Origin of the sequence: Comamonas sp. w2-DMI (genome assembly GCF_040187735.1) — a bacterium.
GTDB lineage: Bacteria > Pseudomonadota > Gammaproteobacteria > Burkholderiales > Burkholderiaceae_C > Comamonas > Comamonas terrae.
In genome coordinates this window covers 40499-63709 of the sequence record NZ_JBANEL010000010.1, presented here as the reverse complement: position 1 = coordinate 63709, position 23211 = coordinate 40499, and the positions used below count along the sequence as shown (strand labels likewise).

Sequence of the window (23211 nt, the reverse complement as noted above, 5' to 3'; positions counted from 1 at the left end):
TGCGGCGGCTTCGTCAGGAAACGCCCCGCTCCTGCGGGTCCACCTGCGCGATGATGCCGCCGCCCAGGCAGACATCGCCGTCGTAGAGCACGGCCGACTGGCCCGGCGTCACGGCCCACTGGGATTCGGGGAAGTCCAGGCGAAACCCGTCGGCCGTCGCCCCGGAGATCAGCGCCGGCGAATCGGGCTGGCGGTAGCGGGTCTTGGAACCATATGTCTTGCCTTCGGCCGGCGCATGGCCGGCCACCCAGCTGATCTGGTCGGCCCGCAGCGCATGCGACAGCAGCCAGGGGTGGTCGTGGCCCTGCACCACGCGCAGCACGTTGCGGTCCAGCTCCTTGCGCGCCACGAACCAGGGTGCATGGTCGCCGGCGCCGCGTGCCGCGCCCTTTTCCTTGACGCCGCCGATGCCCAGGCCCGAGCGCTGGCCCAGGGTGTAGAAGCTCAGGCCCACGTGGCGGCCCAGCTTGCGGTTGCGGTCGTCGAGGATGGGGCCGGGCTCCTTGCTGATGTAGCGGTTGAGGAACTCCCGGAAGGGCCGCTCGCCGATGAAGCAGATTCCGGTCGAGTCCTTTTTCCTGGCGTTGGGCAGGCCGATTTCCTCGGCGATGCGGCGCACCTCGGTCTTGTGCAGCTCGCCCACGGGGAACATGGCCCTGGACAGCTGGGCCTGGTTCAGGCGGTGCAGGAAGTAACTCTGGTCCTTGGACGGGTCCAGGCCCTTGAGCAGCTCGAACAGCCGGGTGTCGGGGTTCTGGCGCACGCGCGCGTAATGGCCGGTGGCGATCTTCTCGGCGCCCAGGCGCATGGCGTGGTCCAGGAAGGCCTTGAACTTGATCTCGGCATTGCACAGCACGTCAGGGTTGGGCGTGCGGCCGGCCTGGTATTCGCGCAGGAATTCGGCAAACACCCGGTCCTTGTACTCGGCCGCGAAGTTGACGTGCTCGATCTCGATGCCGATCACGTCGGCCACGGCGGCCGCGTCCACGAAGTCGATGTTGGACGAGCAGTACTCGCTGTCGTCGTCATCTTCCCAGTTTTTCATGAAGATGCCGACCACTTCATGGCCTTGCTGCTTGAGAAGATAGGCGGTGACGGCGGAGTCCACACCGCCCGACAAACCCACCACGACACGCTGCTTGTTGCTCATAGGTATGCGATTATCCCAGCGCCCGTCAACTGCTGCGGGCGTGAGGATTTGCCATGGAACTGCGCCAGCTGCGCTACTTTGTACGAATTGTTGAACTGGGCTCCATGAGCCGGGCAGCGCTGGATCTGGACATGGTGCAGTCGGCGCTGAGCCAGCAGATCAGCCGCCTGGAGTCGGAACTCTCGACCCGGCTGCTGCAGCGCACACCACGCGGAGTCATCCCCACCGAGGCCGGCCAGGCTTTTTTCCACCAGGCCCAGCTGACCCTGCGCCATGCCCAGCAGGCCATTCACGCAGCCCAGCAGGCCCGGCTGTCGGGTGCCGTCAGCATGGGGCTGTCGCCCACCATCGCCTCGGTGCTGGGCCTGCCGCTGATGCGTGCCATGCGCGAGCGCTACCCCGAGGTGCGTCTGCACATGGTGTCAGCCCTCTCGGGGCATCTGACGAGTCTTCTCAACGCCAGACAGCTGGATCTGGCCATCCTTTTCGATACTCAGAGCGCCAGGCGATGGAGCGTGATGCCTCTGCTGGAAGAGCAACTGTTTCTGATTCAGTCGCGCCAGCAACCGGTGGCGCCGCAGATTCAGCATGAAGTGCCCATCAGCCTGGTGCAGCTGCAGCAAGTGCCGCTGATCCTGCCCTCGGGCAGCCACGGCCTGCGCAGCTCCATCATGGCCTCGTTCACCCATGCGGGCTTCCAGCCCCGGCTGGCCATGGAGATCGATTCCCTGCCGCTGCTGATGGAAGCCGTGGATGCGGGCCTGGGCGCCACGGTCCAGCCCTGGTCGGCCGTTGCCATGTACAAGGATGCAGCACAGCGCTTCCAGTGGTCCGAGATCGCCGACGACCAGGTGCGGCGCAATGCCGCGCTGTGCAGCCTGTCGGACGACGAGCTGTCGCCCGCCGCGCTGGCCGCGCGCGTGGTGCTGCTCGATTGCACCCGGCGGCTGGTGCAGTCCGGCGCCTGGATGGGCGCCACGCTGACGGACTGACTCCGTTTCTCGATCAAAGGAGTACGCGAAGGCGAAGCGCAGGCAGTGCAGACGCACGACAAGCGAAGCCGACAAAGTAATCGTTTGATTAAGAAATGGAATGAGCCATCACTTGGCGTGATACCCCCATGCCCGGCAACCGCTGCACAGCGGCGGCGGCGCTTTCTACAGTTCAACGCCAATCCCCTACGTTGAACCGCCGCGGCCCCCATGCCGCCGGCAACCCATCATGAAAACAGAAACCTACGACACCGATGTGCTGGTCATCGGTGGCGGCAATGCCGCGCTGTGCGCCGCGCTGATGGCCCGCGAGGCAGGCAGCAGCGTGCTGCTGCTGGAATCCGCGCCGCGCGCCTGGCGCGGCGGCAATTCGGCCCACACCCGCAACCTGCGCTGCATGCACGACGCGCCGCAGGACGTGCTGGTCGAGGCCTATCCCGAGGAGGAGTTCTGGCAGGACCTGCTCAAGGTGACCGGCGGCATCACCAACGAGCACCTGGCGCGCCTGGTGATCCGCGCCTCGTCCACCTGCCGCAACTGGATGCGCCGCCATGGCGTGCACTTCCAGCCGCCGCTGTCGGGCGCGCTGCACGTGGCGCGCACCAATGCCTTCTTCATGGGCGGCGGCAAGGCGCTGGTGAATGCCTATTTCCGCAGCGCCGAAAAGCTGGGCGTGGAAATCCGCTACGAGTCGCCCGTGGACAAGCTCGAAATCGAGAACGGCCGGTTCCAGGCCGCATGGGTCAAAACCAAGGATGGGCGCCAGCGCATCACGGCCAAAAGCTGCGTGCTGGCGGCGGGCGGCTTCGAGTCCAACCGCGAATGGCTGCGTGAGGCCTGGGGCCAGAACGAGCGCGGCGAATGGCCAGCTGACAACTTCATCATCCGCGGCACGGCCTTCAACCAGGGCGTGCTGCTCAAGCATATGCTGCAAGAGCAGCAGGCCGACGGCCTGGGCGATCCCACCCAAGCTCACATGGTGGCCATCGATGCCCGCGCTCCGCTGTACGACGGCGGCATCTGCACGCGCATCGACTGCGTCTCGCTGGGCGTGGTGGTGAACCGCGATGCCCAGCGCTTCTATGACGAGGGCGAGGACTTCTGGCCCAAGCGCTATGCGATCTGGGGCCGTCTGGTAGCCCAGCAGCCCGGCCAGACGGCCTACTCCATCATCGACAGCAAGGCCATAGGCCGCTTCATGCCGCCGGTGTTCCCCGGCGTGAAGGCCGACTCCCTGCCCGAGCTGGCACAGAAGCTGGGTCTGGACGTGGACACCTTCATGACCACGCTCGACGCCTACAACAGCAGCTGCAAGGTCGGCCATTTCGACCATACCGCGCTGGACGACTGCCACACCGAAGGCCTGGCTCCGGCCAAGACGCACTGGGCGCGCCCGCTCGACACCGGCCCCTACTACGGCTATGCGCTGCGCCCCGGCGTGACCTTCACCTATCTGGGCCTGAAGGTGGACGACACCTCCGCCGTGCGCTTCAAGGACCAGCCCAGCCAGAACCTGTTCGTGGCCGGCGAGATGATGGCCGGCAATGTGCTGGGCAAGGGCTACACGGCCGGTGTGGGCATGTCGATCGGCACAGCCTTTGGCCGCATTGCCGGGCGCAATGCCGCGCTGGCGGCTGCTGGCAAACCCGCTATCCATGGCGCCGTAAAGGACTGAAATGAAACACCCCCTGAGCGGCTTCGCCGCTTCCCCCTCCCTCTTTGGGAGGGGGACAACGCCCTCGCTGCGGGGCGGCCCTTGCTCGGCGTCTCTGACTTGGAGCACGCCAGTTTCAAGTGATGCGAATCACGGTCAACATCATTGATACTGACATGCAAACCCTGAAATCCCTGCAAGAACTGGGCAAGGAAGCCCAGACCCTGGCCACCGGTAAGGTGATTCCCATCCTCCCCGCCCCAACGGAAACCGCTGCCGAGGACGAGGTGGCGCGCGTGATGCAGATCTGCAATGCCTGCCGCTATTGCGAAGGTTTCTGCGCCGTGTTCCCGGCCATGACGCGCCGTCTGGAGTTCGGCAAGGCCGATGTGCATTACCTGGCAAATCTCTGCCACAACTGCGGCGCCTGCCTGCACGCCTGCCAGTACGCACCGCCGCACGAATTCGGCATCAATATCCCCCAGGCCATGGCCGAGGTGCGCGGCCAGACCTATGCCGATTACGCCTGGCCGCCGGCTCTGGGCAAGCTCTACCAGAGGAACGGCCTGACCCTGTCGCTGGCCCTGGTGGCCGGCCTGTTCCTGTTCCTCGCGCTAGCCGTGGCGGCACAAGGGGGCCTGGGCCAGCTGTGGAATGCGCAACTGGGCAACAACTTCTACCACCTGTTCCCGCACAACCTGCTGGTGGGCATCTTCGCGCCCGTCTTCCTGTGCGTGGTGTTTGCCCTGGCCATGGGCGTGCGCCGCTTCTGGAAGGACGTGAAGCCCGCCACCAGCGGCGCGGACGTGAGCGCGCCCGCGGCGGCCGAAGCCACGCACGATGTGCTGCGCCTCAAGTACCTGGACGGCGGCCACGGCGAGGGCTGCCACAACGAGGATGACGAATACACGCTCAAGCGCCGCCGTTTCCACCACCTGACCTTCTACGGCTTCCTGCTGTGCTTTGCCGCCACGGCGCTGGGTACGGTCTACCACTATGCGTTCGGCTGGGCCGCGCCCTACGAGCTGCCCAGCCTGCCCAAGGTCCTCGGCGCGCTGGGCGGCCTGGGCCTGATGGCGGGCACGGCCGGCCTGTGGCATCTGAACCGCAGCCGCCACCCGCTGCACGGCGACGCGCGGCAAAAGCCCATGGACCTGGGCTTCATCGCGCTGCTGTTCCTGGTCGCGGCCAGCGGCATGGCGCTGTGGCTCGCCCGCGCCACGCCCGCCCTGGCCCTGCTGCTGTGCCTGCACCTGGGCGCGGTGATCGCGCTGTTCGCCACCCTGCCCTACGGCAAGTTCGCGCACGGCATTTTCCGCACCGCGGCGCTGCTGCGCCACAACGCCGAAAAGCGCGAACCCAGTCCCATCGGCCTGGGCGCCGATTGATTGCTCACCAAAAAGATAGCTGCCAGCGCCTGCCCTACAAGCACCCAAGCTCAATTTTCATACCAAGGAGACCCACCATGCAAAAACGCACCCTGCTCCAGGCCGCCGTGCTGGCCGCCACTTCACTGGCCCTTTGCGCTCCCGCCCAGGCCCAGGACTTTCCGCCCAGCAAGCCCGTGACCCTGGTCGTGGGCTTTGCGGCCGGCGGCGCCGCCGATGCGGCCGCACGCCTGATCGCCAAGAAGCTCGGCGAGAACATAGGCCAGACCGTGGTTGTCGAGAACAAGGGCGGCGCGGGCGGCAATATCGCCCACCAGTACGTGGCCAATGCCGCGGCCGACGGCTCGGTGCTGCTGCTGGGCTCGGTGGGGCCGCTGACGATCGCGCCCCACATCATGAAGCTGAACTATGACCCGTTCAAGGACCTGGCGCCGATCTCCGGCGGCGTGAATTTTCCCAACGTGCTGGTGGTGCACAAGGGCGCGGGCGTGAAGACCCTGGCCGAATTCGTGGCCAAGGCCAAGAAGGCGCCCGGCAGCGTGGACTATGCCTCCACGGGCGCGGGCTCGGCCTCGCACCTGGCCGGCGAGCTGTTCAACCAGCGCGCCGGCGTGGAGATGGTGCACGTGCCCTACAAGGGCGGTGCGCCGGCGCTGCAGGACCTGCTGGGCGAGCGCGTGACCTCCTACTTCGCCGCCCCGCCTACGGCCCTGCCGCACATCGAGACCGGCAAGCTGATTCCGCTGGCCACCACGGGCCTGACCCGGCCCGCCTACATGCCCAATATTCCCACGGTGGCCGAAGCCGGCTATCCGGGCTTCGAGGCGCTGAACTGGTATGCCTTCGTCGCGCCCGGCAAGACGCCCGCGCCCATGCTGGATCGCTGGAACAAGGAGATCGTCAAGGTGCTCCAGGATCCCGCGGTGGCCGATGCGCTGAAGATCCACGGCCTCACGCCCCAGCCCACCACGCGCGCCGAGTTCGCAGCCTTCATGAAAAAGGAGTACGAGCAATGGGGCAAGGTGGTCAGGGAGCGCAAGATCACGCAGAACTGAGGATTTGATCCTTAAAAGATAGCTGCTTGCGCTACATCCATAAGGGTTTCAGCTATGAAAGAAACTGAAATCCTTACAGGTCAAGCACAAGCAGCTATCTATTGCATAGACTCTGCCAGATCCAAACACCCACCCAATGGCCGGTCCGCTCACTGCGAGTGGATTTCCGTGAGCCCAGGCGATGGGCAGGAACCTTCAAAGGGCTGCAAGAACGGATGCTCATCGCCCTGCGACCACTGAACCAGCAGCGGTGAACCATCGTCCAGCAGCACCACGCCCTTGAGCCGTAGCAGGTGCGGCCCCAGCCGTGAACCAAGCCAAGCCTTCCATGTGTCAAGTTCCATGGGCTGCGGCAAGGGAATGAAACGGCTTTTGGCACCATGTACAGACTCACCTACCGGGGCATAGCCCGAACGTCCACCGAGACGGACCGCTGCGAATCCAGCGCCACTAGGCACGGCCGCGGATAAGCGGTTGCCAGACGACCGGCCCGGAGTGACGGCGGCCATGTCATTCCAGTCGAGAGAAGCCATCGCCGACTGCAAAACCCGGGCCTGGGGTGCATATGCCTGGATCAGAGTGGACAGCGACGCCACGGCAGCGGGTTCGGCACGATCCACTTTGGTGAGCACCACCGTATCCGCCGCCTGGAGTTGCTCACGGGCTTGCGCATGGGCTTCGATGCCCTCGCACCCGGCCGTGGCACTCACGGCCGTCACAACGGCATGCAGCACATAGCGCTCCCGCAAAAGCGACACCAGTTCGAAGAGCTGGCTGATCGGCCCTGGCGCGGCCAAGCCTGTCGTCTCGATCACCACGGCATCGAAATGGGGCCGCTCGCGCCGCAACCGTGCCCACCAAAGCTCGGTCAGCGTCCCCTCCAGGCCAGGCAGGCCGTTGCAGCAGATGCACTGGTTTGCCAAAAGCGTGGAGGCGCTATCGGCGCTGCGAGCCAGGATGCGGTCATCGAGTCCGACTTCCCCAATCTCATTGATGATCAACACCGCATGCGCCAGCCCGGCGTGGCTCAGCCATCGGTTCAGCAATGTGGTCTTGCCGCTGCCCAGATAGCCTGTGACGACCCAGACGGGAATGGGGGAATTTTTCATGGCGGGGATCAGGACTCGTAGCCAAGCCGCTGCGAGATCGCGTGCGCCGTCTCGATCACCATGGTCGTGAATTGATTCGTTTTGGCTTTCGGAAAGCGCGAAGTCGGCACAGCCAGGCCCACCGCAGCCACCACGGCCCCAGATGCATCGAAGATCGGTGCGGCAGCTCCCCGCATCCCCTCTTCGCTTTCCTCGTCGTCCACGGCGCATCCGGCGCCATGCACTTTTTCCAGCAAATGAGCCAGCTTTGCCTTGTCGGTCACGGTATTCGATGTCCGAGCCTCCAGGGGTCCACGCAATATCTTGGCCTGTACCGGGGGTGGACTGAAGGCCAGCAGGACTCGGCCTTCGCTGGTGCAGAACGCCGGTTTGCGCACGCCCAGATAGGAACGCGGACGAATGGCATGCCGGCTTTCAATGTTGCGCAGATACAGGATTTCACTGCCGTGCAGCACCGCGAGATGCACGGTTTCGCCGCTTTGCTCGCCCAGCGCATGCAGCAGCGGAGCAGCTTCCTCAGCAACATTCATGCGCCGCCGCACCAAGGTTCCCATCGCGAAAAGCAGCAGGCCCAGGCGGTAACCGCTGCCCGTCGGAATGCGCTCAAGAAATCCCTCGGCAACCAGGGTCGCCGCGAGCCGATGGGCCGTGCTTTTGGCGACACCAAGACGCCTAGCAAGCTCGGTGATGCCCAGTTCGGGCTCTTCGGCCGTGAATGTCTTCAGCAGGCGCAGTGCCGCGCCTGCCGAAGACAGGTTGCGGCTTTCGTCAGTGTTGTCTTTCGTGCTCAACGTTCAGGATCAATGGTTGTATGGATCGCCCCTTCCACTCCGTCACCCACCAGAGACCTAAGGGCAAGATCGGTCTCCTCCAGGGAGAAGGTGTGCGTACACATCTTCGTGACGCCATGGCGATTACCTGCAATCAATTGCAGCGCCAGTTCGACCGACTCATAAGAGTGCCCGCGCATCCCTTTAACAGTGAGGAAGTTGGCAATGATACTGTCACTGTCAAACGCGGGAACAGGCTGCCTTTTCTGGCCCGCGAGGATGACCGTGCCTCGCTTGCGGGCGAGCTGGATGGCACTGGAAACCGAAGCCGGCCCGCCTGAGGCGCAATCGATCACGAGATCGGCCATGTGGCCACCCGTGATGTCTGCGACGGTCTCCAACAGATCCTCCTGCTCGATGTCAATCGTATGGTGCGCGCCAAGTTCCCTGGCCAGGGCAAGGCGCTGCCGGTCCGTTTCGTTCGACAGCCCTGTGACGATCACGCACTGTGCGCCAGCCTCCCGGGCAGCAACAGCACAGGCAAGTCCTTGCTGTCCCGGTCCCTGGATCACCACCGTCTGACCTGGACCCGCGCCCCCCTGGAGATAGGCCCACTCGATGCCGTTGGACAACGGCAACGCCAGCGCCGCATGCCGGGGCGTCACCCCCGTTGGAACACGATGGAACACGGTGTTGAGATGCAAGTGCTGAGCCTGTGCGAAGCCGCCCCACAACCCCGGTTCCTTGCTCAAGGCCGTCGCGCCATAGCGCATGCCGCCCAGCCTCCAATCGGTCGCATGACACAGGCGGAACTCGCCGGAGCGGCAGTACTCGCAGTGCCCGCACGGCAGGTACTCCTCCAGTGCGACTAGTTCGCCTTCCTTGACTTTCCACTGCTGAGCGGCAAGGGCGCCGATCCGCTCCACGTAGCCAACAGTTTCATGCCCTAGGATCAGCGGTCCGCGCGAGCGCGGCAGGTTCTGGTAGTAACCCCAATCGCTTCCGCAGACACCTGTAATGGCGACCCGCAAAAGCCCGGAGTCGGCGCCGGGCTCCGGCACCTTCAGTTCCTGAATCTCGGTGCGCCCAGGCTCGACAGCGACCGCTGCCCAGATGATGGAACGATCCGTCATACGGTAGCGTGCGGTTTGCCGGGTTCGGCGCGCAGCGCATCGCGCGCGGCTTCGTGGAAGACTGCGCCTTCGGGCAACACAATTGCCACGGAACGCACCTTCTGCTGGCTTGGCTCGGTGCCCGGAGGCGGTGTTCCCGATTCGGCCAGTGCCATGGCTGCCGCCATGAGGCGCCGCCGGGCCTGAACAATGCCGCGATCCGTGCCGGTGAGGTTTTCACGCGTGCGGTCCTGGATAGGCCCCATGCTTTCCTGCAGCGAGGAGTCCTGAATCGCGATGCTTTCAACCCCACTGTACAGCTCGCCGGTTCTCTGCTTTTCGCGATCCATCAGGTAATCGTTGGACTTGTTTGCCAATGGAATAAACGTTCCGGGAACGTACTTGCAGTGAATCCCGGCGCCGTTGTGCATGGCCTCCACTTCCTGCTCCGTAAGCGGCCGGGTGGGGTGATAGTCAAAGCTCCAGGCCCAGCAATTTTCATCGTCGATGGGCACCCAGAAGTGACCGTGTACGGGGTGGTCGCCGCGCGGAGGCACCATGGTGAAGCAGGGAAGAATCCACGGCGTGATGCGCCAATAAAGCGAACCGGGCTCGGCCTTGCGCCGCACGCCGATGAACAGGCCGCCGTCAGCCTCCGCCACCTCGAACTGCGGGCGCAAGTCGTTCATGTTGTATTCATTGCCCTTGGCGCCCTTGAACAAGGGGTCGTGCTGCAATCCGCCGCTGTGCAGAAAGGAGACGTGGCTCGAATCAATGCCGCCTTCAAGGGCCTGCAGCCAGTTGCACTCCTGCATACGCTTGGACATGAAGCTCTGATTGGCGGGCACGGTGGCGAACTCCCACTCGGGTGCAGGAGGCTGTAGCTCGGGCGGTCCCATGTAGATCCATACCACGCCACCGCGTTCGATCAGCGGATAGGACTTGAGCTTGATGCGCTCGCAATACCGGCTGCCTTCCGGTTCCGAAGGAACTTCCACGCATCGGCCGGAGACGTCGTACTTCCAGCCGTGATAAGGGCAGCGAATGCCGTTGTCCTCATTGCGTCCGAACCAAAGTGACACGCCGCGATGGGCGCAGAACTCATCCATCACCCCCAGACGCCCCTGCGTGTCACGGATCGCGATCAGTGACTCGCCCAGCAGCTTGACCCGCACCGGAGGACAGTCCGGCGCGGGCAGTTCCTGCGACAGCAGCGCCGGCAGCCAATAGCGCCTGAACACCTCCCCCATCGGGGTTCCCGCATTCGTTCGAGTCACCAATTCATTCTGCTCTTGCTTCAACATTGCACATCTCCTTTTTGTTCCATATAGAAGAACTGTTTTCCTTATGAAAGAACGATGATACATTCCTTCCCAAGCCGGAGCAAGCGGCTGAACACAAGAAAAGGAGACTTTGATGATGGAAAGAATCACCCGCCGAGCCTTGCTTTGCGCCGGCGTTTTGGGCTCCCTGGCCCTAAATTCAAATGCACAGAGCCCGGAGGTGGCAACCTGGCCCAACAAGGCAGTACGCATCGTCGTGCCCTATGTTCCGGGCGGAACGGCGGACGCACTGGGCCGCGCAATCGCCCAGCATCTGCAAACGGTCTACAAGCAGCCTTTCGTCGTCGATAACCGCGCGGGCGGAGCCGGCACCATCGGTTCGGCGCAGGTGGCCAAGGCCGTACCGGACGGCTATACCCTGGTGCTCTCTGGTGTCGGCTCGCACGTCATCGCTCCCGTGGACATCAAGGCTTTTGATCCAGTAGCCGACTTCACGCACATAGCGATGCTGGGGGGACCGCCCACGGTGCTGGTAGTGCATCCGTCGCTTCCCGCAAAGACGCTCGCCGAGTTCGTGGCCTATGCACGCGGGCTGCAAGGCGGCCTGAGTTGGGGCTCTCCCGGCCTGGGCACACACGGTGATCTGATCGGTTCGGTCTTCGCGCACAACGCGAAGTACAAACAGACCAGAGTGGGCTACAAGGGCGCCAACCCAGCAGTGACGGATCTGCTGGGCGGCCAGATTCCAGCGGCGTTCGTGACCTACCGCACGGCAAGCGCCTATATCAAGGCCGGCAAGCTCAACGCGCTTGCCATCACCTCGCCGGCGCGCCTGCCCGACATGCCTTCACTGCCGACATTCGCGGAGCTGGGCTACCCCTCCCTGACAGCGACGACCTGGTTTGCCCTGTCCGGTCCTGCAGGCATGGCACCGGCCCTGGTAACCAAGATCAATGAGGAAGTGCGGCGGGGGCTCAAGTCCGATGCAATGCAGAAGCTGTATGCGTCAGAAGGCATCGAGCCACAGGACTGGAACGCCTCAACATTCACGCGCTACGTCCAGACCGAAATCTCCCGCTGGACACCCCTGGCGAAATCCACCAGCAAATCGGCCCCCTAATCCGACACAGGAAACACCATGAACAAGCTCCGACTCTCGGTCGCCATGGGCGACTATGACCGCACGCGGCCCCTCTACGACGGACGGGTGCAAATCGATGGCGTGGACCCGGTATTCATGCTTCTCAATCCAGAGGAAATGTTTTTCCGCGCCATGCGGAGCCAGGATTTCGACATCACGGAAATTTCCTTCTCCAGCTATCTGGTCAAGCATTCCCAGGACTCCTGCCCCTATATCGGGATTCCAGTCTTTGTCTCACGGGCCTTTCGCCACACGTCCATCTACGTTCGCAAGGACCGCATCCAACGGCCCGAGGACCTCAAGGGAAAGCGCATCGGCTTGCCGGAATACCAGCTCACGGCCAATGTCTGGGCTCGCGCCATCCTGGAAGCGGATCATGGTGTCCGTCCCTGCGATGTGCATTGGGTCCGCGGAGGAATCGAAACGGCAGCGCGGCCGGAAAAGATCAAGCTGGCCCTGCCCGGCGACATCCATATCGAAAACGCTCCGGAGGGCGAAACCATCTCCGCCCTGCTGGACCGTGGCGACATCGACGGATTCATAGGCCCACGCCCACCGGCCAGCACTGCCTTGCGCAACCCCAACATCGGCTGGCTCTACGACGATCCGACAGCCGCGGCCAAGGACTATTACCGCCGCACGGGCATCTTTCCGATCATGCACATCGTGGGTATCCGCAAGGAACTCGCCGCTCAGCACCCATGGCTGCCCTCGGCCGTATTCAAGGCATTTTCGCAAGCCAAGCAGGCCGCGCTCGACTTGCTGGAGGACACCTCCGCGACCAAGGTCACTCTGCCGTTCGTTGAAGAGCAGATACGCGCCGCGAAATCCACTCTGGGCGACGACTACTGGCCCTACGGCGTAGCCGCCTCGCGCCAGACCCTGGAGGCCTTCGTCCGCCATCACCATGCCCAAGGCCTCTCGGCCCGACTGATGGATGTGCAGGAGCTCTTCCACCCATCGACCTACGAAACCTACAGCATCTGAAGGCACACCCATGACTGCAGCCACTCTGAAAGTCCGGGTTGCCCTCAAGACACTGGAAACACCGGACATCTGCTCTCTCGAACTGGTCCATGCCGATGGCGGTCTTCTGCCGGCCTTCTGCGCAGGCGCCCATATCGATGTTCATCTGCCCAACGGGCTCGTGCGGCAGTACTCGCTGCTCAACGATCCCGCCGAGCAGCACCGCTACGTGATCGCCGCTCTCAGGGATCCTGGCTCGCGCGGAGGCTCCCAGGCCATCCACGACTTGGTGCAGGAAGGTCAGGCGATCACCATCGGCATGCCCCGCAACCTGTTCCCGCTGGCGCCTGACGCGGGCCACAGCCTGCTGCTGGCTGGCGGCATCGGCATCACGCCCATTGTCTGCATGGCTCACCACCTGTCGTCGCAGCAGGCCGACTTCACGCTGCACTACTGCACCCGCTCACGCGAGCGCACGGCCTTCCGAGACAGCATTGCGCAATCCGCCTTTGCACCCCAGACCCGCTTCCACCATGACGATGAGCATCCTGCCGACTTGCCCGTACTGATCGGCGATCCGACCCCCGACCGGCACTTGTATGTCTGCGGACCCAAAGGGTTCATGGACGCAGTGCTGGACACGGCCCGCCGCCAGGGCTGGGCGGAGCAGAACCTGCACTACGAATTCTTCAGCGCCAGCACCGCGGCTCACGACACCGATGCGGCCTTCGACATCAAGCTTGCCCGTACCGGACGCGTGATTCCGGTGCTGAAGGACCAGTCCGTGACGCAGGCACTGGCCGCTGCAGGAGTCGCACTTTCGACCTCCTGCGAGCAAGGGGTCTGCGGAACCTGCCTCACCCGCGTATTGGAGGGAGAGCCGGACCATCGGGACATGTTTCTCTCCCCGAATGAGCAAAAGCGCAACGACAGCTTTCTGCCGTGCTGCTCGCGCTCGCGCACCCCCATGCTCGTGCTGGATCTGTAGCCCCCAGAGCGGAATCGAATTCAACCACCAAGGAGACAAACGTGAAAAAGACAGTCATTGCAGCCACCGTCCTCGCGACGGCCGGTTTTGCGCACGCACAATCATCAGTCACGATTTTCGGCGTCGTCGACGTCGGCATCAGCCATTACTCGGCAAACAGCAGCTGGCATGGTCCGGGCGGCACGGCCGCACCTGACATCCACCGCAGCCAGACAGCACTTTCCAGCGGTGCGAACTCGACCAGCCGCATCGGCTTTCGCGGCAAGGAAGACCTGGGCAACGGATGGTCGGCGGGGTTCTGGCTCGAAAGCGGATTCACCGCGGACAACGGCGCGCCAAACGGCCTGAATTTCGACCGGCGCTCAACCGTAAGCCTCTCGGCCCCGTTCGGAGAAATCCGGCTGGGACGCGACTACACGCCCACCTACTGGAACGACACCAGCTTCGACCCGTTCGGCCCCGTCGGCGTGGGCACGGGGATTCTCAACAAGGTCAATCAAAATATCGCTGTCGCGCGCGCATCGGGAACCGCGCCGTTCGCATCGGACAATGCAATCCGCGCCAACAACAGCGTCGGCTATTTTCTCCCCCGAGGGCTTGGCGGCATCTACGGTCAGGCGATGTACGTCTTCGATGAAGGCAGCAAGAACCAGCGCGGGCGCTACCTGGGCGGTCGCCTTGGCTACGCGTCCGGCGCCTTCGACATGGCCGTGTCCTATGCCCAAAGCACGGGAGATGACTATCCTGGCATCACACTTCCCGCAGCCAGCCTCGACCACAAGATCCGAATCCTCAACCTGGGGGCCTCGTATGACCTCAAAGTGGCCAAGCTCATGGGCGCGGTCACCAGAACGCAGGCCGACATCAAGGCAGGTACCAGTGTCGCCGCCAGCACCTACAACGGCATGCTGCTGGGCGTATCGGTGCCCGTCGGGTCCGGCGTTTTCAAGGCGGCTTACTCACGCATGAAGTCGCAGAAGGATCCGTATCAAGGCCTTGCGAGTACGGAAGCCACGGCTCAAAAGCTCGCGCTGGGCTATGTACACAATCTTTCCAAGCGAACCGCTCTGTACACGACGGTCTCCCGGGTGTGGATCAGCAACGGCCAGAACGATCCCGTCATCCTGGGCCTGACCACCGGCGGCGCAGCGGCCTATCAATCCACAGGAGGCTATGCCCCCCACTCGGCCGCAGGCTACGAAGTAGGACTGCGGCATAGCTTCTGATTTGTGGCAGAAAGCCCGCATCGCGCTTGCCGGCTCTCCTATAAAAGTAGCTGCTTGCGCCTTATTCATAAGGATTTCAGACATAAAAATATCCGAAATCCTTTTGGATCAAGCACTGGCAGCTATCAATACTTCAGAACGCGACAGTACACCCATCCTTGCGCGGGTCGGAACCGCCGACGTAGTGCTCGCCCTCGCGCAGCACCAGCTGGGCGCCGCCGAAGGCGAACACGCCGTGGCCGGCCTCGACGGTGACCTCGTGGCCGCGCGCGCGCAGTTGCTCGACCACGGCGGCATCGAAGGACGGCTCCACGGCCACGCCCTTGCCGCCGGTCACGCGCCAGCGCGGCGCGTCGGCCGCGGCCTGCGGGTTCTGGCCGTAGCGCAGCACGCGCAGCGCCATCTGCAGATGGCCCTGGCTCTGCATGGGGCCGCCCATCACGCCGAACGCCATCTGCGGCGTGCCGTCGGCGTTCATGGCAAAGGCCGGGATGATGGTGTGCGAGGGGCGCTTGCGCGGGCCGACCTGATTGGCATGACCGGCCTCGGTGGTGAAGCCATGGCCGCGGTTCTGCAGGCTGATGCCCGTGCCCGGCACGACCACGCCCGAGCCGAAGCCCATGTAGTTGGACTGGATGAAGGAGACCATCATGCCGCTGGCATCGGCCGCCGCCAGGTAGACCGTGCCGCCGGGCCGGGGCGCGCCGTAGGTGGGATCGCTGGCCTTGTCGCGGGCTATGAGCTGGGCGCGCTCGCGCAGGTAGCCGCGGTCCAGCAGCTGCGCGGGGGTGACGCGCATGTGGTCCCGGTCGGCGTTGTACTGGTGCAGGTCGGCAAAGGCCAGCTTCATGGCCTCGATCTGCAGGTGCACGCTGTCCACGCCGTCCAGCGGCTGAGCGCCGACGCCCAGTTCGTCGAGCATGCCCAGCGCCATCAGAGCCGCAATGCCCTGGCCGTTGGGCGGGATCTCGTGGATCACCGAGTCGCCGAACTTCTGCGACACCGTGCCCACCCAGTCGGCCTGGTGCGCGGCCAGGTCTTCCTCGGTCATCACGCCGCCGCAGGCCCGCGAATGCTCGGCCATCTTCCTGGCCAGCGCGCCGCGGTAGAAGGACTCGCCCATGGTGGCGGCGATCTCCTCCAGCGTGCGCGCGTGGGCTTCGCTCCTGAACACTTCGCCGGCGCGGGGCGCGCGGCCGCCGGGCAGAAAGCACTCGGCAAAGCCGGGCTGGTCGCCGAGCTTCCTGCCGCCCAGCTCCCATAGCGTGGCAATGGTGGGCGAAACCGCAAAACCGTTGCGCGCATAGCCAATCGCCGGCTGAGCCACCTGTGCAAAAGGCAGCTTACCGAAGCGCTGGGACAGCGCCACCCAGGCCGACACGGCGCCGGGCACGGTCACGGCATTCCAGCCCTTCTCGGGGATGCCGCCCAGCTGGGCAAAGTACTCGGGCGTCCAGCCCGCGGGCGAGCGGCCCGAGGCGTTGAGGCCGTGCAGCTCCTTGCCGTCCCAGACGATGGCAAAGCCGTCGCTGCCTATGCCGCAGCCCGTGGGCTCGACCACGGTGAGCGTCATCGCCGCGGCCAGCGCCGCGTCCACGGCGTTGCCGCCGGCCTGCAGCATGGAGAGGCCGGCCTGCGCGGCCAGCGGCTGCGAGGTGCTGACCACGTTGCGCCCCAGCACCGGCGAGCGGTGCGAGGCATAGGGAAGCGTCCAGTCCTTGATGAGGTTTGTCATATCTAAGTCCGATCAGTGATTCATGAGCGCCGCGCTTAAAACTGGCACGCCCCATCGACGCACGCCGAGCAAGGGCCTACGCCGGCCGCGCCGCCCCGCAGCGAGGGCGTGGTCCCCCTCCCGCGCAGCGAGAGAGGGGCGCCCGGCCAGGGGGAAGACGCGAAGCGGCTCAGGGGGTGCTTTATTCCAATGTGATGTGGTTGTCCTTGATGACCTTGGCCCAGCGCGCGCTGTCGGCCTTCACCATCGCCGCGAATTCCTTCGGCGTCTGCGCCTTGGCCGGCTCCACACCCTGCTTGGCCAGGCTGGCGATCACGTCCGGGTTCCGGACGGCCTGGTTGAAGGCCTGGTTGATCCGCTCCACCAGCTCGGGCTTCATGCCGGCCGGGCCGTAGACGCCGAACCAGGTGACCGAGGAATAGCCGGGCAGCCCCGACTCGGCCACCGTGGGCAGGTTGGGTGCGAGCGCGCTGCGCTTGTCGCCCGTGACGGCCAGGGCGCGCAGGCGGCCGCTGGCCACATGGGGCATGCCGGTGGGAATGGAGTCGAACAGCAGGTGCACCTGGCCCGCGGCCAGATCGGTGATGGACTGGGCCGTGCCCTTGTAGGGCACATGGGTGAGCCGGATGCCCGCCTGCGCAGCAAAGGCGGCGGTGTTCAGGTGCACGATGGTGCCGTTGCCGCTGCTGGCGTAGTTGAGCTGGCCCGGGTGGGCCTTGGCGTAGGCGATCAGCTCGGCCACGCTCCGGACCGGCAGCGACGGCGTGACCAGCAGCACGCTGGCGGCGTCGGCCATGTGGGCGATGGGGGTGAAGTCCTTGTCGGCCTTGTAGCTCAGCCGGGGCATCAGGTGCGGCGAGATGGCGTGCGTGCTGCTGGTGGTGAACAGCAGCGTGTAGCCGTCGGGCGCGGCCTTGGCGGCCTCGGCCGCGCCGATGGTGCCGCCGGCGCCGGGCTTGTTGTCGATGACCAGCTGCTGGCCCAACTCCTGCGACACGCGCTGCGCGATCACGCGCGCCACCAGGTCGGTCGCGCCGCTGGGCGGAAAGGGCACGACCACCCGCACCGGGCGGCTGGGCCAGGGGGCTTCGCCCTGGGCCTGGGCCGGTACCGACGCCTGGGCCAGCAGGCCACCGGCCAGGACCGCGGCGGCCTGAATCCACTGGCGACGCGAAGATGAAATAGCAGACCGTGCCGGCATGGCAACACTCCTGGTGAGATGGCGGGTTGGCGAATCGGATGGCCGCAGCCGGGCGGCACTGGAACAGGCCATCTTAGAAAACGGACGCGTTTGCCGCCATCGGCAAATTTGCAAGCCATCCTTGCCGCAACGGCAAACCGAGCACAATGGGAGCCTCTTCCATTCGCTGCCATGCCCGATCCGCGCCACCTGCTGCTGCAAGACACCGCATTGCGCTACTTCCATGAAGTCGCGCAATGCGGCTCGCTGACCGAAGCCTCGGCCCGGCTGCATGTGGCGGCCTCGGCCATCAGCCGCCAGATCGCGGCGCTGGAGGCACGGCTGGGCACGCCGCTTTTCGAGCGCCATCCGCGCGGCATGGTGCTCAATGCCGCCGGAGAGATCCTGGCCGACCACGCGCGCCGCGCAGGCCTGGATGCCGAGCGTGCCCTGGGCGAAATCCAGGCCCTGCAGGGCCTGCGCAGCGGCAAGGTGCGCATTGCCAGCTCCGACGCCTTTGCCAGCGAATTCCTGCCGCGCCTGTGCGCGGCCTTCCAGCGCGAGCATGCGGGCATCGTTTTCGAGGTGACCGTGCTGCCCACGCCCGAGGTTTCCGATGCCGTGCGTGCCGGCACGGCCGACATCGGCCTGTGCTTCAGCCGGGTGCCAGAGCCCGGCATTGCCGTCGCCTGCCGCGTGGCGGCGCCCGTGCTGGCCCTGGTGGCGCCCGGCCATGCGCTGGCCCAGGAACGCAGCGTGGCGCTGGCCAGGCTGGTACGCCATCCCCTGGCCCTGCCGCCGCCGAGCACGGCGGTGCGCCAGTTGCTGGACGCTGCCTGCAGCCGCCAGGGGCTGATGCTGGTGCCGGCGCTGGAGAGCAATCACGGCAAGACGCTGCTGAACTTCGCGGCCCAGGGCGCAGCGGTGGCCGTGGCCAGCGAGATCGCCGCACGCGACATGGTGGCCACGGGTGCCCTCGCGGCCGTGCCGCTGAGCGACCGCGGCATGGACCTGCGCGACATCGAGGTGCAGACCCTGGCCGGCCGCACGCTGCCGCATGCGGCGCAGTCGTTTCTGGAACTGCTGCAGCGGCGCCTGCCCGCCGCGTGGTGAATGCGGTTCAATGCGCCTTGGGCCGCAGCACGATCCACAGCGACAGCGCAATCAGCCCGCCGCCGATGGCATGCGCGGCGCTCAGCGGCTCGTCCAGCAGCGCCCAGCCCCAGAGCACGGCAAACACCGGCACGATGAAGGTCACGGTCAGCGCCTTGTGCGGGCCTTCGTCGGCGATCAGGCGGAAATACAGCACATAGGCCAGCGCCGTGCTCAGCAGGCCCAGCAGCGCCACGTTGCCCCAGGCCAGCCAGGGTGCCTGCGCAACCTTCGCGGCCAGGCCGGGGTCCAGCAGCCAGGCCACCGCGAGGCCCGGAACCAGGACCATGAGCGCCCCCAGCTGGCTGATGAAGACGGCCGCGCGCATATCCACGGCGGCCTTGGCGCCGGCCAGCCTCAAGGTCAGGAAGCTGGAGAACGCATAGCAGACCGTCGCTGCAAAGCATGCCGCCATGCCGCCCAGCACGGCCGGCGTCAGCTCCAGCGGCCCGGCTTGCGCCAGCACGGCGACGCCGCTCATGCCCAGCACCACGCCGACTATCCGCGCCGCCGTGATGCCTTCCCCGAATACCAGCGCGCCCACGATGACGGCCATGAGCGGCGTGGTGGCGTTGAAGATGGCGCTATAGCCCGAAGGCAGCACCTGTGCCGCCAGCGCATACATGAGGAAGGGGATGCCCGAATTGATCACCCCCAGCAGCAGCAAAGGCCACAGGTAGCGTCCCCAGCGCGGCCGGTAGCCCATGCAGCCCAGCGCCACCGCCAGCCCCAGCGAGGAAAACAGCCCGCGTCCCACGGCCGCAGGAACGGCTCCCAGGTGCGGCACGGCCACACGCATGAACAAAAAGCTGCCGCCCCACAGGGCGGCCAGGGAGATCAGTCGGAGGAGGCTGGCAATGGACATTGCAGCGATTGTGCCCGGGCGTCGGCGCCGGCCGCAATCAAAACTGCAGCATCAGGCCGTCATGAGGCATGGGCCAGCACTTCGTCGAGCGTGGCCGGCGCGCCGGCGGGCATGGGCGCCGTAGGCGCTGGCGCGTGGTAAATGCTGGCATCGGCATGGATCAGGCCGAGGTCGAAGCGCTGGCCGGCCAGGTAGTCGCCCACGGACTGCAGCACGATGGGGCTGCGGTGCAGATGGGCACTGGCCTGGAGCTCCTCCAACGTCAGCCAGACGCTGCGCACCACGCCGTCGTCGAGCTTGCGGCCGGCCTCGTGCGCGCCCAGCTCGCCCGTGAAGGCAAAGCGCATATAGGTGATGTCCGAACCCGTGCGCGTGCGCACGAAGCGGTTCATATAGATGCCCACCAGCGCCGTGGGCTTGAAGTGGTAGGCGGTTTCCTCCATCACCTCGCGCACGCAGGCCTCGATCGGCGTCTCGGCCGGGTCCAGGTGACCTGCCGGCATGTTCAGGCGCAGCCCATCCGCCGTGTTCTCTTCCACCAACAAAAACCGGCCATCACGTTCGATGATGGCCGAGACGGTCACATTGGGTTTCCAGCGATTGGGCATGGCCGGCATTATCCCTATCTCGTTCGGGCGCTCCGTCAGACTTGTCCTACCATGTAGACGGCATCGTCCCCATAAGAGGCCAGGTGTTGCTGCTGCGCAGCATCGGCCACGGCTGCCACCGCATAGCCCTGGCGCTCCCAGTAAGGTTGCGAGCCTTGCACCGAGACCAGTGCCGTATGGCGTATGCCGCGCTGCCGGGCCTGGGACCGGGCAGCCTGAAGCAAAGCACCGGCCACGCCCTGGCCCCCCACCGCCGGAGAAACCGCCATATCGTGCAGATAAAGCACGTTGGCATCTTCATAACTGGAAAAGCCACCATGAAGCGGAGTGATGACGCCGGGCAGTGACCAATAGGCGGCCAGGTAGGCGACCACGGCGTCCGCCTGCACGGCCGCCCAGGAACAATGGACCGGCGATTGCAGCCGCTGCACGAAGACCTGGCGCGGCTCGCCGAAATCCGCGCCATAGCACTGCGCCTGGATACGCAGCACGGCATCCACATCCCCGAGCCGCAAAGGCCGCAGTTGAAAACCCGAAATCGGCAGGCCTTGCGGCCGGCTTGGCAACATTGCTTTCTCCGCAATCAATTCAATAGCTGCTTGCGCTTGATGCACAAGCGCTCAAGGCCATTTTCTTCGGAAATTCATAAAACCCTGCAGCCATGCCCTTTCCGGCTGCGGCGACTATTGCAATGGTAATGATTCTCAATTGGATGTTTCGACCTCCTGTCCCTACCATGGACTCATCGCACCAGGAGAACACCATGAGCCGAATGCTTCAGACATTGCGCAAGCACCAGACCACGCTGGCCAAGACCGGCAGCTACTACTGCATCCACATCACCGTTGCGGCCTGCGTGGCGTATGCGGTCACCGGCAATCTGTGGGCATCGCTGACCTTGAGCCTGCTGGAGCCCACCGTCCAGGCCGTGGCCTTCTTCTTCCACGAAAAGGCCTGGGAGCGCAGCCTGCGCAAGCGTGCGGACCGCCAGGCCGCGGCGGTCGGCATGGCCTGAGCAGGAGAGCCCCATGCCCACACCCGACAACATTCCGGCCGTCCGGGACTTCGGCTCCTGGCTTGTGCAGACCCTGGCGGCGCTGGCTGCCCAGGGAACATGAAAGCATGTAGAAATTCTGTGGATAAGCCTGTTTGCTTCCTCTTCGCAAGCCTGGGCACAAGCCGTTTCAAACCTGGAAATTCTGCATTGCCAAGAGGCATTGCTGCAGGTATCTCCCAGCAAGCCAAGGCCCGAGATTGACAGTCTGCACACGCAGAGCGCCCAAAAAACAAGGCAGCCCTGCATTTCGCGCCCTCTTCCGTCCAAAGCGGCCGGCCGGCAAGCCATGGGTTTGCGGCTATTTCCCAAATGCAGGCCAGGGCCAACAATGCCTGTTCACGCCCCATCGGGGACGATCTTTCCCGGATCTGCCAGGAGCTTTCATGCACATTGCCGATAACCGCGATATCCGCACCCAAGCCGTTGCCGCCGATCGCCAGCCGGACGCCCGGTGGCTGGACGCCCACTGGATGCCGTTCACCGGCAACCGCAATTTCAAGGCCAGACCGCGCATGATTACCGGCGCCCAGGGCGCCTATTACACCGACGCGGACGGCCGCAGGATTTTCGACGGCCTCTCGGGCCTGTGGTGCACGGGCCTGGGCCACGGCCGGCGCGAAATCGCCGAGGCCATCGGCAAGGCAGCCCAGCAGCTGGACTATGCCCCCGCCTTCCAGTTCGGCCATCCGGCCTCGTTCGCACTGGCCAACAGGATCAAAAGCCTGATGCCCGAAGGTCTGTCGCATGTGTTCTTCACGGGCTCGGGCTCGGAGGCGGCGGACACCTCGCTCAAGATGGCGCGCGCCTACTGGCGCACCAAGGGCCTGGGCACGAAGACGCGGCTGATCGGCCGCGAGAAGGGCTATCACGGCGTGAACTTCGGCGGCATCTCCGTGGGCGGCATGGGCGGCAACCGCAAGATGTTCGGCCAGGGCGTGGAGGCCGACCACCTGCCCCATACGCAGCCGCCCATGGGCTCGTTCTGCCGGGGCATGCCCCAGGCGGACGGCCGCGCGCTGGCCGACCGGCTGCTGGACATCATCGCCCTGCATGACGCGAGCAACATCGCCGCCGTCATCGTCGAGCCCATGTCGGGCTCGGGCGGCGTGGTGATCCCGCCGGCAGGCTATCTGCAGCGCCTGCGCGAGATTTGCACCCAGCACGACATCCTGCTGATCTTCGACGAGGTCATTACGGGCTTCGGCCGCCTGGGCGCCATGACGGCTGCCGAGGCCTTCGGCGTGGCGCCCGACATCATGAACATCGCCAAGCAGGTGACCAACGGCGCCCAGCCGCTGGGCGCCTGCGTGGTGCGCGGCGAGATCTACGACAGCTTCATGGCGGCAGGCGGCCCCGAATACATGCTGGAGTTCGCCCACGGCTATACCTACTCGGCCCACCCCGTGGCCTGCGCCGCGGGCATTGCGGCGCTCGACCTGCTCGAGAAGGAAGACGGCCCGGGCCGCGTGCAGGCGCTGGCGCCGTTCTTCGAGCAGGCCGTGCACAGCCTCCAGGGCGCGCGCCATGTGCTGGACATCCGCAATATCGGCCTGGCCGCAGGCTTGACCATCGCATCCGTGCCGGGCGAGCCCGCCAGGCGTCCCTACGAGATCGCCATGAAATGCTGGGACATGGGCTTTTATGTGCGTTACGGCGGCGACACCATCCAGCTGGCACCACCGTTCATCAGCGAGAAGGCCGAGATCGAGCGCCTGGTCGGCGCACTGGGCGATGCGCTGCATGCCACGGATTGAGGCGGACTGGCACCTCGCCCGATGCG

Annotated in this window: 21 protein-coding genes; 11 read left to right on the top strand and 10 right to left on the bottom strand. The window is 65.2% G+C overall.

The genetic code is table 11. The features are described from left to right. Positions 1–13: 13 nt before the first annotated feature. On the bottom strand, positions 14–1150 hold the full coding sequence (gene mnmA / locus V8Z74_RS12390; protein ID WP_349709502.1) for a tRNA 2-thiouridine(34) synthase MnmA: 1137 nt from the start codon (positions 1148–1150) through the stop codon (positions 14–16). A 53-nt stretch (positions 1151–1203) separates the two neighbouring features. On the opposite strand from mnmA, the gene V8Z74_RS12385 reads away from it, so the two are divergent. The 4 genes from V8Z74_RS12385 to V8Z74_RS12370 all read left to right on the top strand — a co-directional run bounded on the left by V8Z74_RS12385 (position 1204) and on the right by V8Z74_RS12370 (position 6239). Then, positions 1204–2142: a LysR family transcriptional regulator gene (locus V8Z74_RS12385; RefSeq protein ID WP_349709501.1), complete on the top strand. Its 939-nt coding sequence runs from the start codon at positions 1204–1206 to the stop codon at positions 2140–2142. Positions 2143–2371: 229 nt separating this feature from the next. Next, complete coding sequence (gene tcuA, locus V8Z74_RS12380; RefSeq protein ID WP_349709499.1) at positions 2372–3817, top strand: FAD-dependent tricarballylate dehydrogenase TcuA; 1446 nt, start codon at positions 2372–2374, stop codon at positions 3815–3817. A gap of 155 nt (positions 3818–3972) precedes the next feature. Then, on the top strand, positions 3973–5184 hold the full coding sequence (tcuB, locus tag V8Z74_RS12375) for a tricarballylate utilization 4Fe-4S protein TcuB (RefSeq protein ID WP_349709497.1): 1212 nt from the start codon (positions 3973–3975) through the stop codon (positions 5182–5184). A gap of 77 nt (positions 5185–5261) precedes the next feature. Then, positions 5262–6239 carry a Bug family tripartite tricarboxylate transporter substrate binding protein gene (locus V8Z74_RS12370; RefSeq protein ID WP_224649286.1) on the top strand — a complete coding sequence of 326 codons (978 nt, stop codon included), beginning with the start codon at positions 5262–5264 and terminating at the stop codon, positions 6237–6239. A gap of 149 nt (positions 6240–6388) precedes the next feature. Here the strand turns inward: V8Z74_RS12370 and V8Z74_RS12365 are convergent, their stop codons facing one another. The 4 genes from V8Z74_RS12365 to V8Z74_RS12350 are packed head-to-tail and all read right to left on the bottom strand — an operon-like array spanning position 6389 to position 10534. Further along, complete coding sequence (locus V8Z74_RS12365) at positions 6389–7348, bottom strand: CobW family GTP-binding protein (RefSeq protein ID WP_224649288.1); 960 nt, start codon at positions 7346–7348, stop codon at positions 6389–6391. An 8-nt stretch (positions 7349–7356) separates the two neighbouring features. Continuing rightward, positions 7357–8139 carry an IclR family transcriptional regulator gene (locus tag V8Z74_RS12360; RefSeq protein ID WP_224649290.1) on the bottom strand — a complete coding sequence of 261 codons (783 nt, stop codon included), beginning with the start codon at positions 8137–8139 and terminating at the stop codon, positions 7357–7359. Next, positions 8136–9251, bottom strand: a complete 1116-nt coding sequence (locus V8Z74_RS12355) for a zinc-dependent alcohol dehydrogenase (RefSeq protein WP_224649291.1) — start codon at positions 9249–9251, stop codon at positions 8136–8138. Before V8Z74_RS12355 ends, V8Z74_RS12360 begins: the two co-directional genes overlap by 4 nt. Beyond that, positions 9248–10534, bottom strand: a complete 1287-nt coding sequence (locus V8Z74_RS12350) for an aromatic ring-hydroxylating dioxygenase subunit alpha (protein ID WP_054075774.1) — start codon at positions 10532–10534, stop codon at positions 9248–9250. The genes V8Z74_RS12355 and V8Z74_RS12350 overlap by 4 nt, the downstream gene beginning before the upstream one ends. A 112-nt stretch (positions 10535–10646) precedes the next feature. Between V8Z74_RS12350 and V8Z74_RS12345 the strand changes: the two genes are divergently transcribed. The 4 genes from V8Z74_RS12345 to V8Z74_RS12330 are packed head-to-tail and all read left to right on the top strand — an operon-like array spanning position 10647 to position 14834. Beyond that, a complete protein-coding gene (locus tag V8Z74_RS12345; RefSeq protein WP_003054452.1) occupies positions 10647–11633 on the top strand; it encodes a Bug family tripartite tricarboxylate transporter substrate binding protein in 987 nt (328 codons plus the stop codon). Positions 11634–11651: 18 nt separating this feature from the next. Beyond that, positions 11652–12641: an ABC transporter substrate-binding protein gene (locus V8Z74_RS12340; RefSeq protein ID WP_224649293.1), complete on the top strand. Its 990-nt coding sequence runs from the start codon at positions 11652–11654 to the stop codon at positions 12639–12641. 10 nt (positions 12642–12651) lie between these two features. Continuing rightward, positions 12652–13608 carry a PDR/VanB family oxidoreductase gene (locus tag V8Z74_RS12335; RefSeq protein ID WP_224649295.1) on the top strand — a complete coding sequence of 319 codons (957 nt, stop codon included), beginning with the start codon at positions 12652–12654 and terminating at the stop codon, positions 13606–13608. 41 nt (positions 13609–13649) lie between these two features. Further along, positions 13650–14834: a porin gene (locus V8Z74_RS12330; protein ID WP_224649297.1), complete on the top strand. Its 1185-nt coding sequence runs from the start codon at positions 13650–13652 to the stop codon at positions 14832–14834. Between the two features lie 133 nt (positions 14835–14967). Here the strand turns inward: V8Z74_RS12330 and V8Z74_RS12325 are convergent, their stop codons facing one another. Further along, the gene (locus V8Z74_RS12325) at positions 14968–16569 is read right to left on the bottom strand and encodes a gamma-glutamyltransferase family protein (RefSeq protein ID WP_349709495.1); all 1602 of its coding nucleotides are present in this window, start codon (positions 16567–16569) and stop codon (positions 14968–14970) included. A gap of 181 nt (positions 16570–16750) precedes the next feature. After that, positions 16751–17770, bottom strand: coding sequence for a Bug family tripartite tricarboxylate transporter substrate binding protein (locus tag V8Z74_RS12320; protein WP_349709494.1), 1020 nt, complete (start codon positions 17768–17770; stop codon positions 16751–16753). A 171-nt stretch (positions 17771–17941) separates the two neighbouring features. Here V8Z74_RS12320 and V8Z74_RS12315 point away from each other — a divergent pair, with 171 nt between their 5' ends. Next, positions 17942–18862: a LysR family transcriptional regulator gene (locus V8Z74_RS12315; RefSeq protein ID WP_066474370.1), complete on the top strand. Its 921-nt coding sequence runs from the start codon at positions 17942–17944 to the stop codon at positions 18860–18862. Between the two features lie 7 nt (positions 18863–18869). Here V8Z74_RS12315 and V8Z74_RS12310 read toward each other — a convergent pair whose 3' ends face one another. The 3 genes from V8Z74_RS12310 to V8Z74_RS12300 are packed head-to-tail and all read right to left on the bottom strand — an operon-like array spanning position 18870 to position 20943. Next, positions 18870–19766, bottom strand: a complete 897-nt coding sequence (locus tag V8Z74_RS12310) for a DMT family transporter (RefSeq protein WP_349709493.1) — start codon at positions 19764–19766, stop codon at positions 18870–18872. 59 nt (positions 19767–19825) lie between these two features. After that, the gene (locus V8Z74_RS12305) at positions 19826–20383 is read right to left on the bottom strand and encodes an NUDIX hydrolase (protein WP_502879525.1); all 558 of its coding nucleotides are present in this window, start codon (positions 20381–20383) and stop codon (positions 19826–19828) included. Between the two features lie 26 nt (positions 20384–20409). Next, positions 20410–20943: a GNAT family N-acetyltransferase gene (locus V8Z74_RS12300; protein WP_349709491.1), complete on the bottom strand. Its 534-nt coding sequence runs from the start codon at positions 20941–20943 to the stop codon at positions 20410–20412. A 194-nt stretch (positions 20944–21137) separates the two neighbouring features. Here V8Z74_RS12300 and V8Z74_RS12295 point away from each other — a divergent pair, with 194 nt between their 5' ends. Next, positions 21138–21389: a DUF2061 domain-containing protein gene (locus V8Z74_RS12295; RefSeq protein ID WP_349709490.1), complete on the top strand. Its 252-nt coding sequence runs from the start codon at positions 21138–21140 to the stop codon at positions 21387–21389. A 425-nt stretch (positions 21390–21814) separates the two neighbouring features. Then, positions 21815–23185, top strand: coding sequence for an omega-aminotransferase AptA (gene aptA, locus V8Z74_RS12290; RefSeq protein WP_349709489.1), 1371 nt, complete (start codon positions 21815–21817; stop codon positions 23183–23185). The last annotated feature ends 26 nt before the right edge of the window (positions 23186–23211 follow it).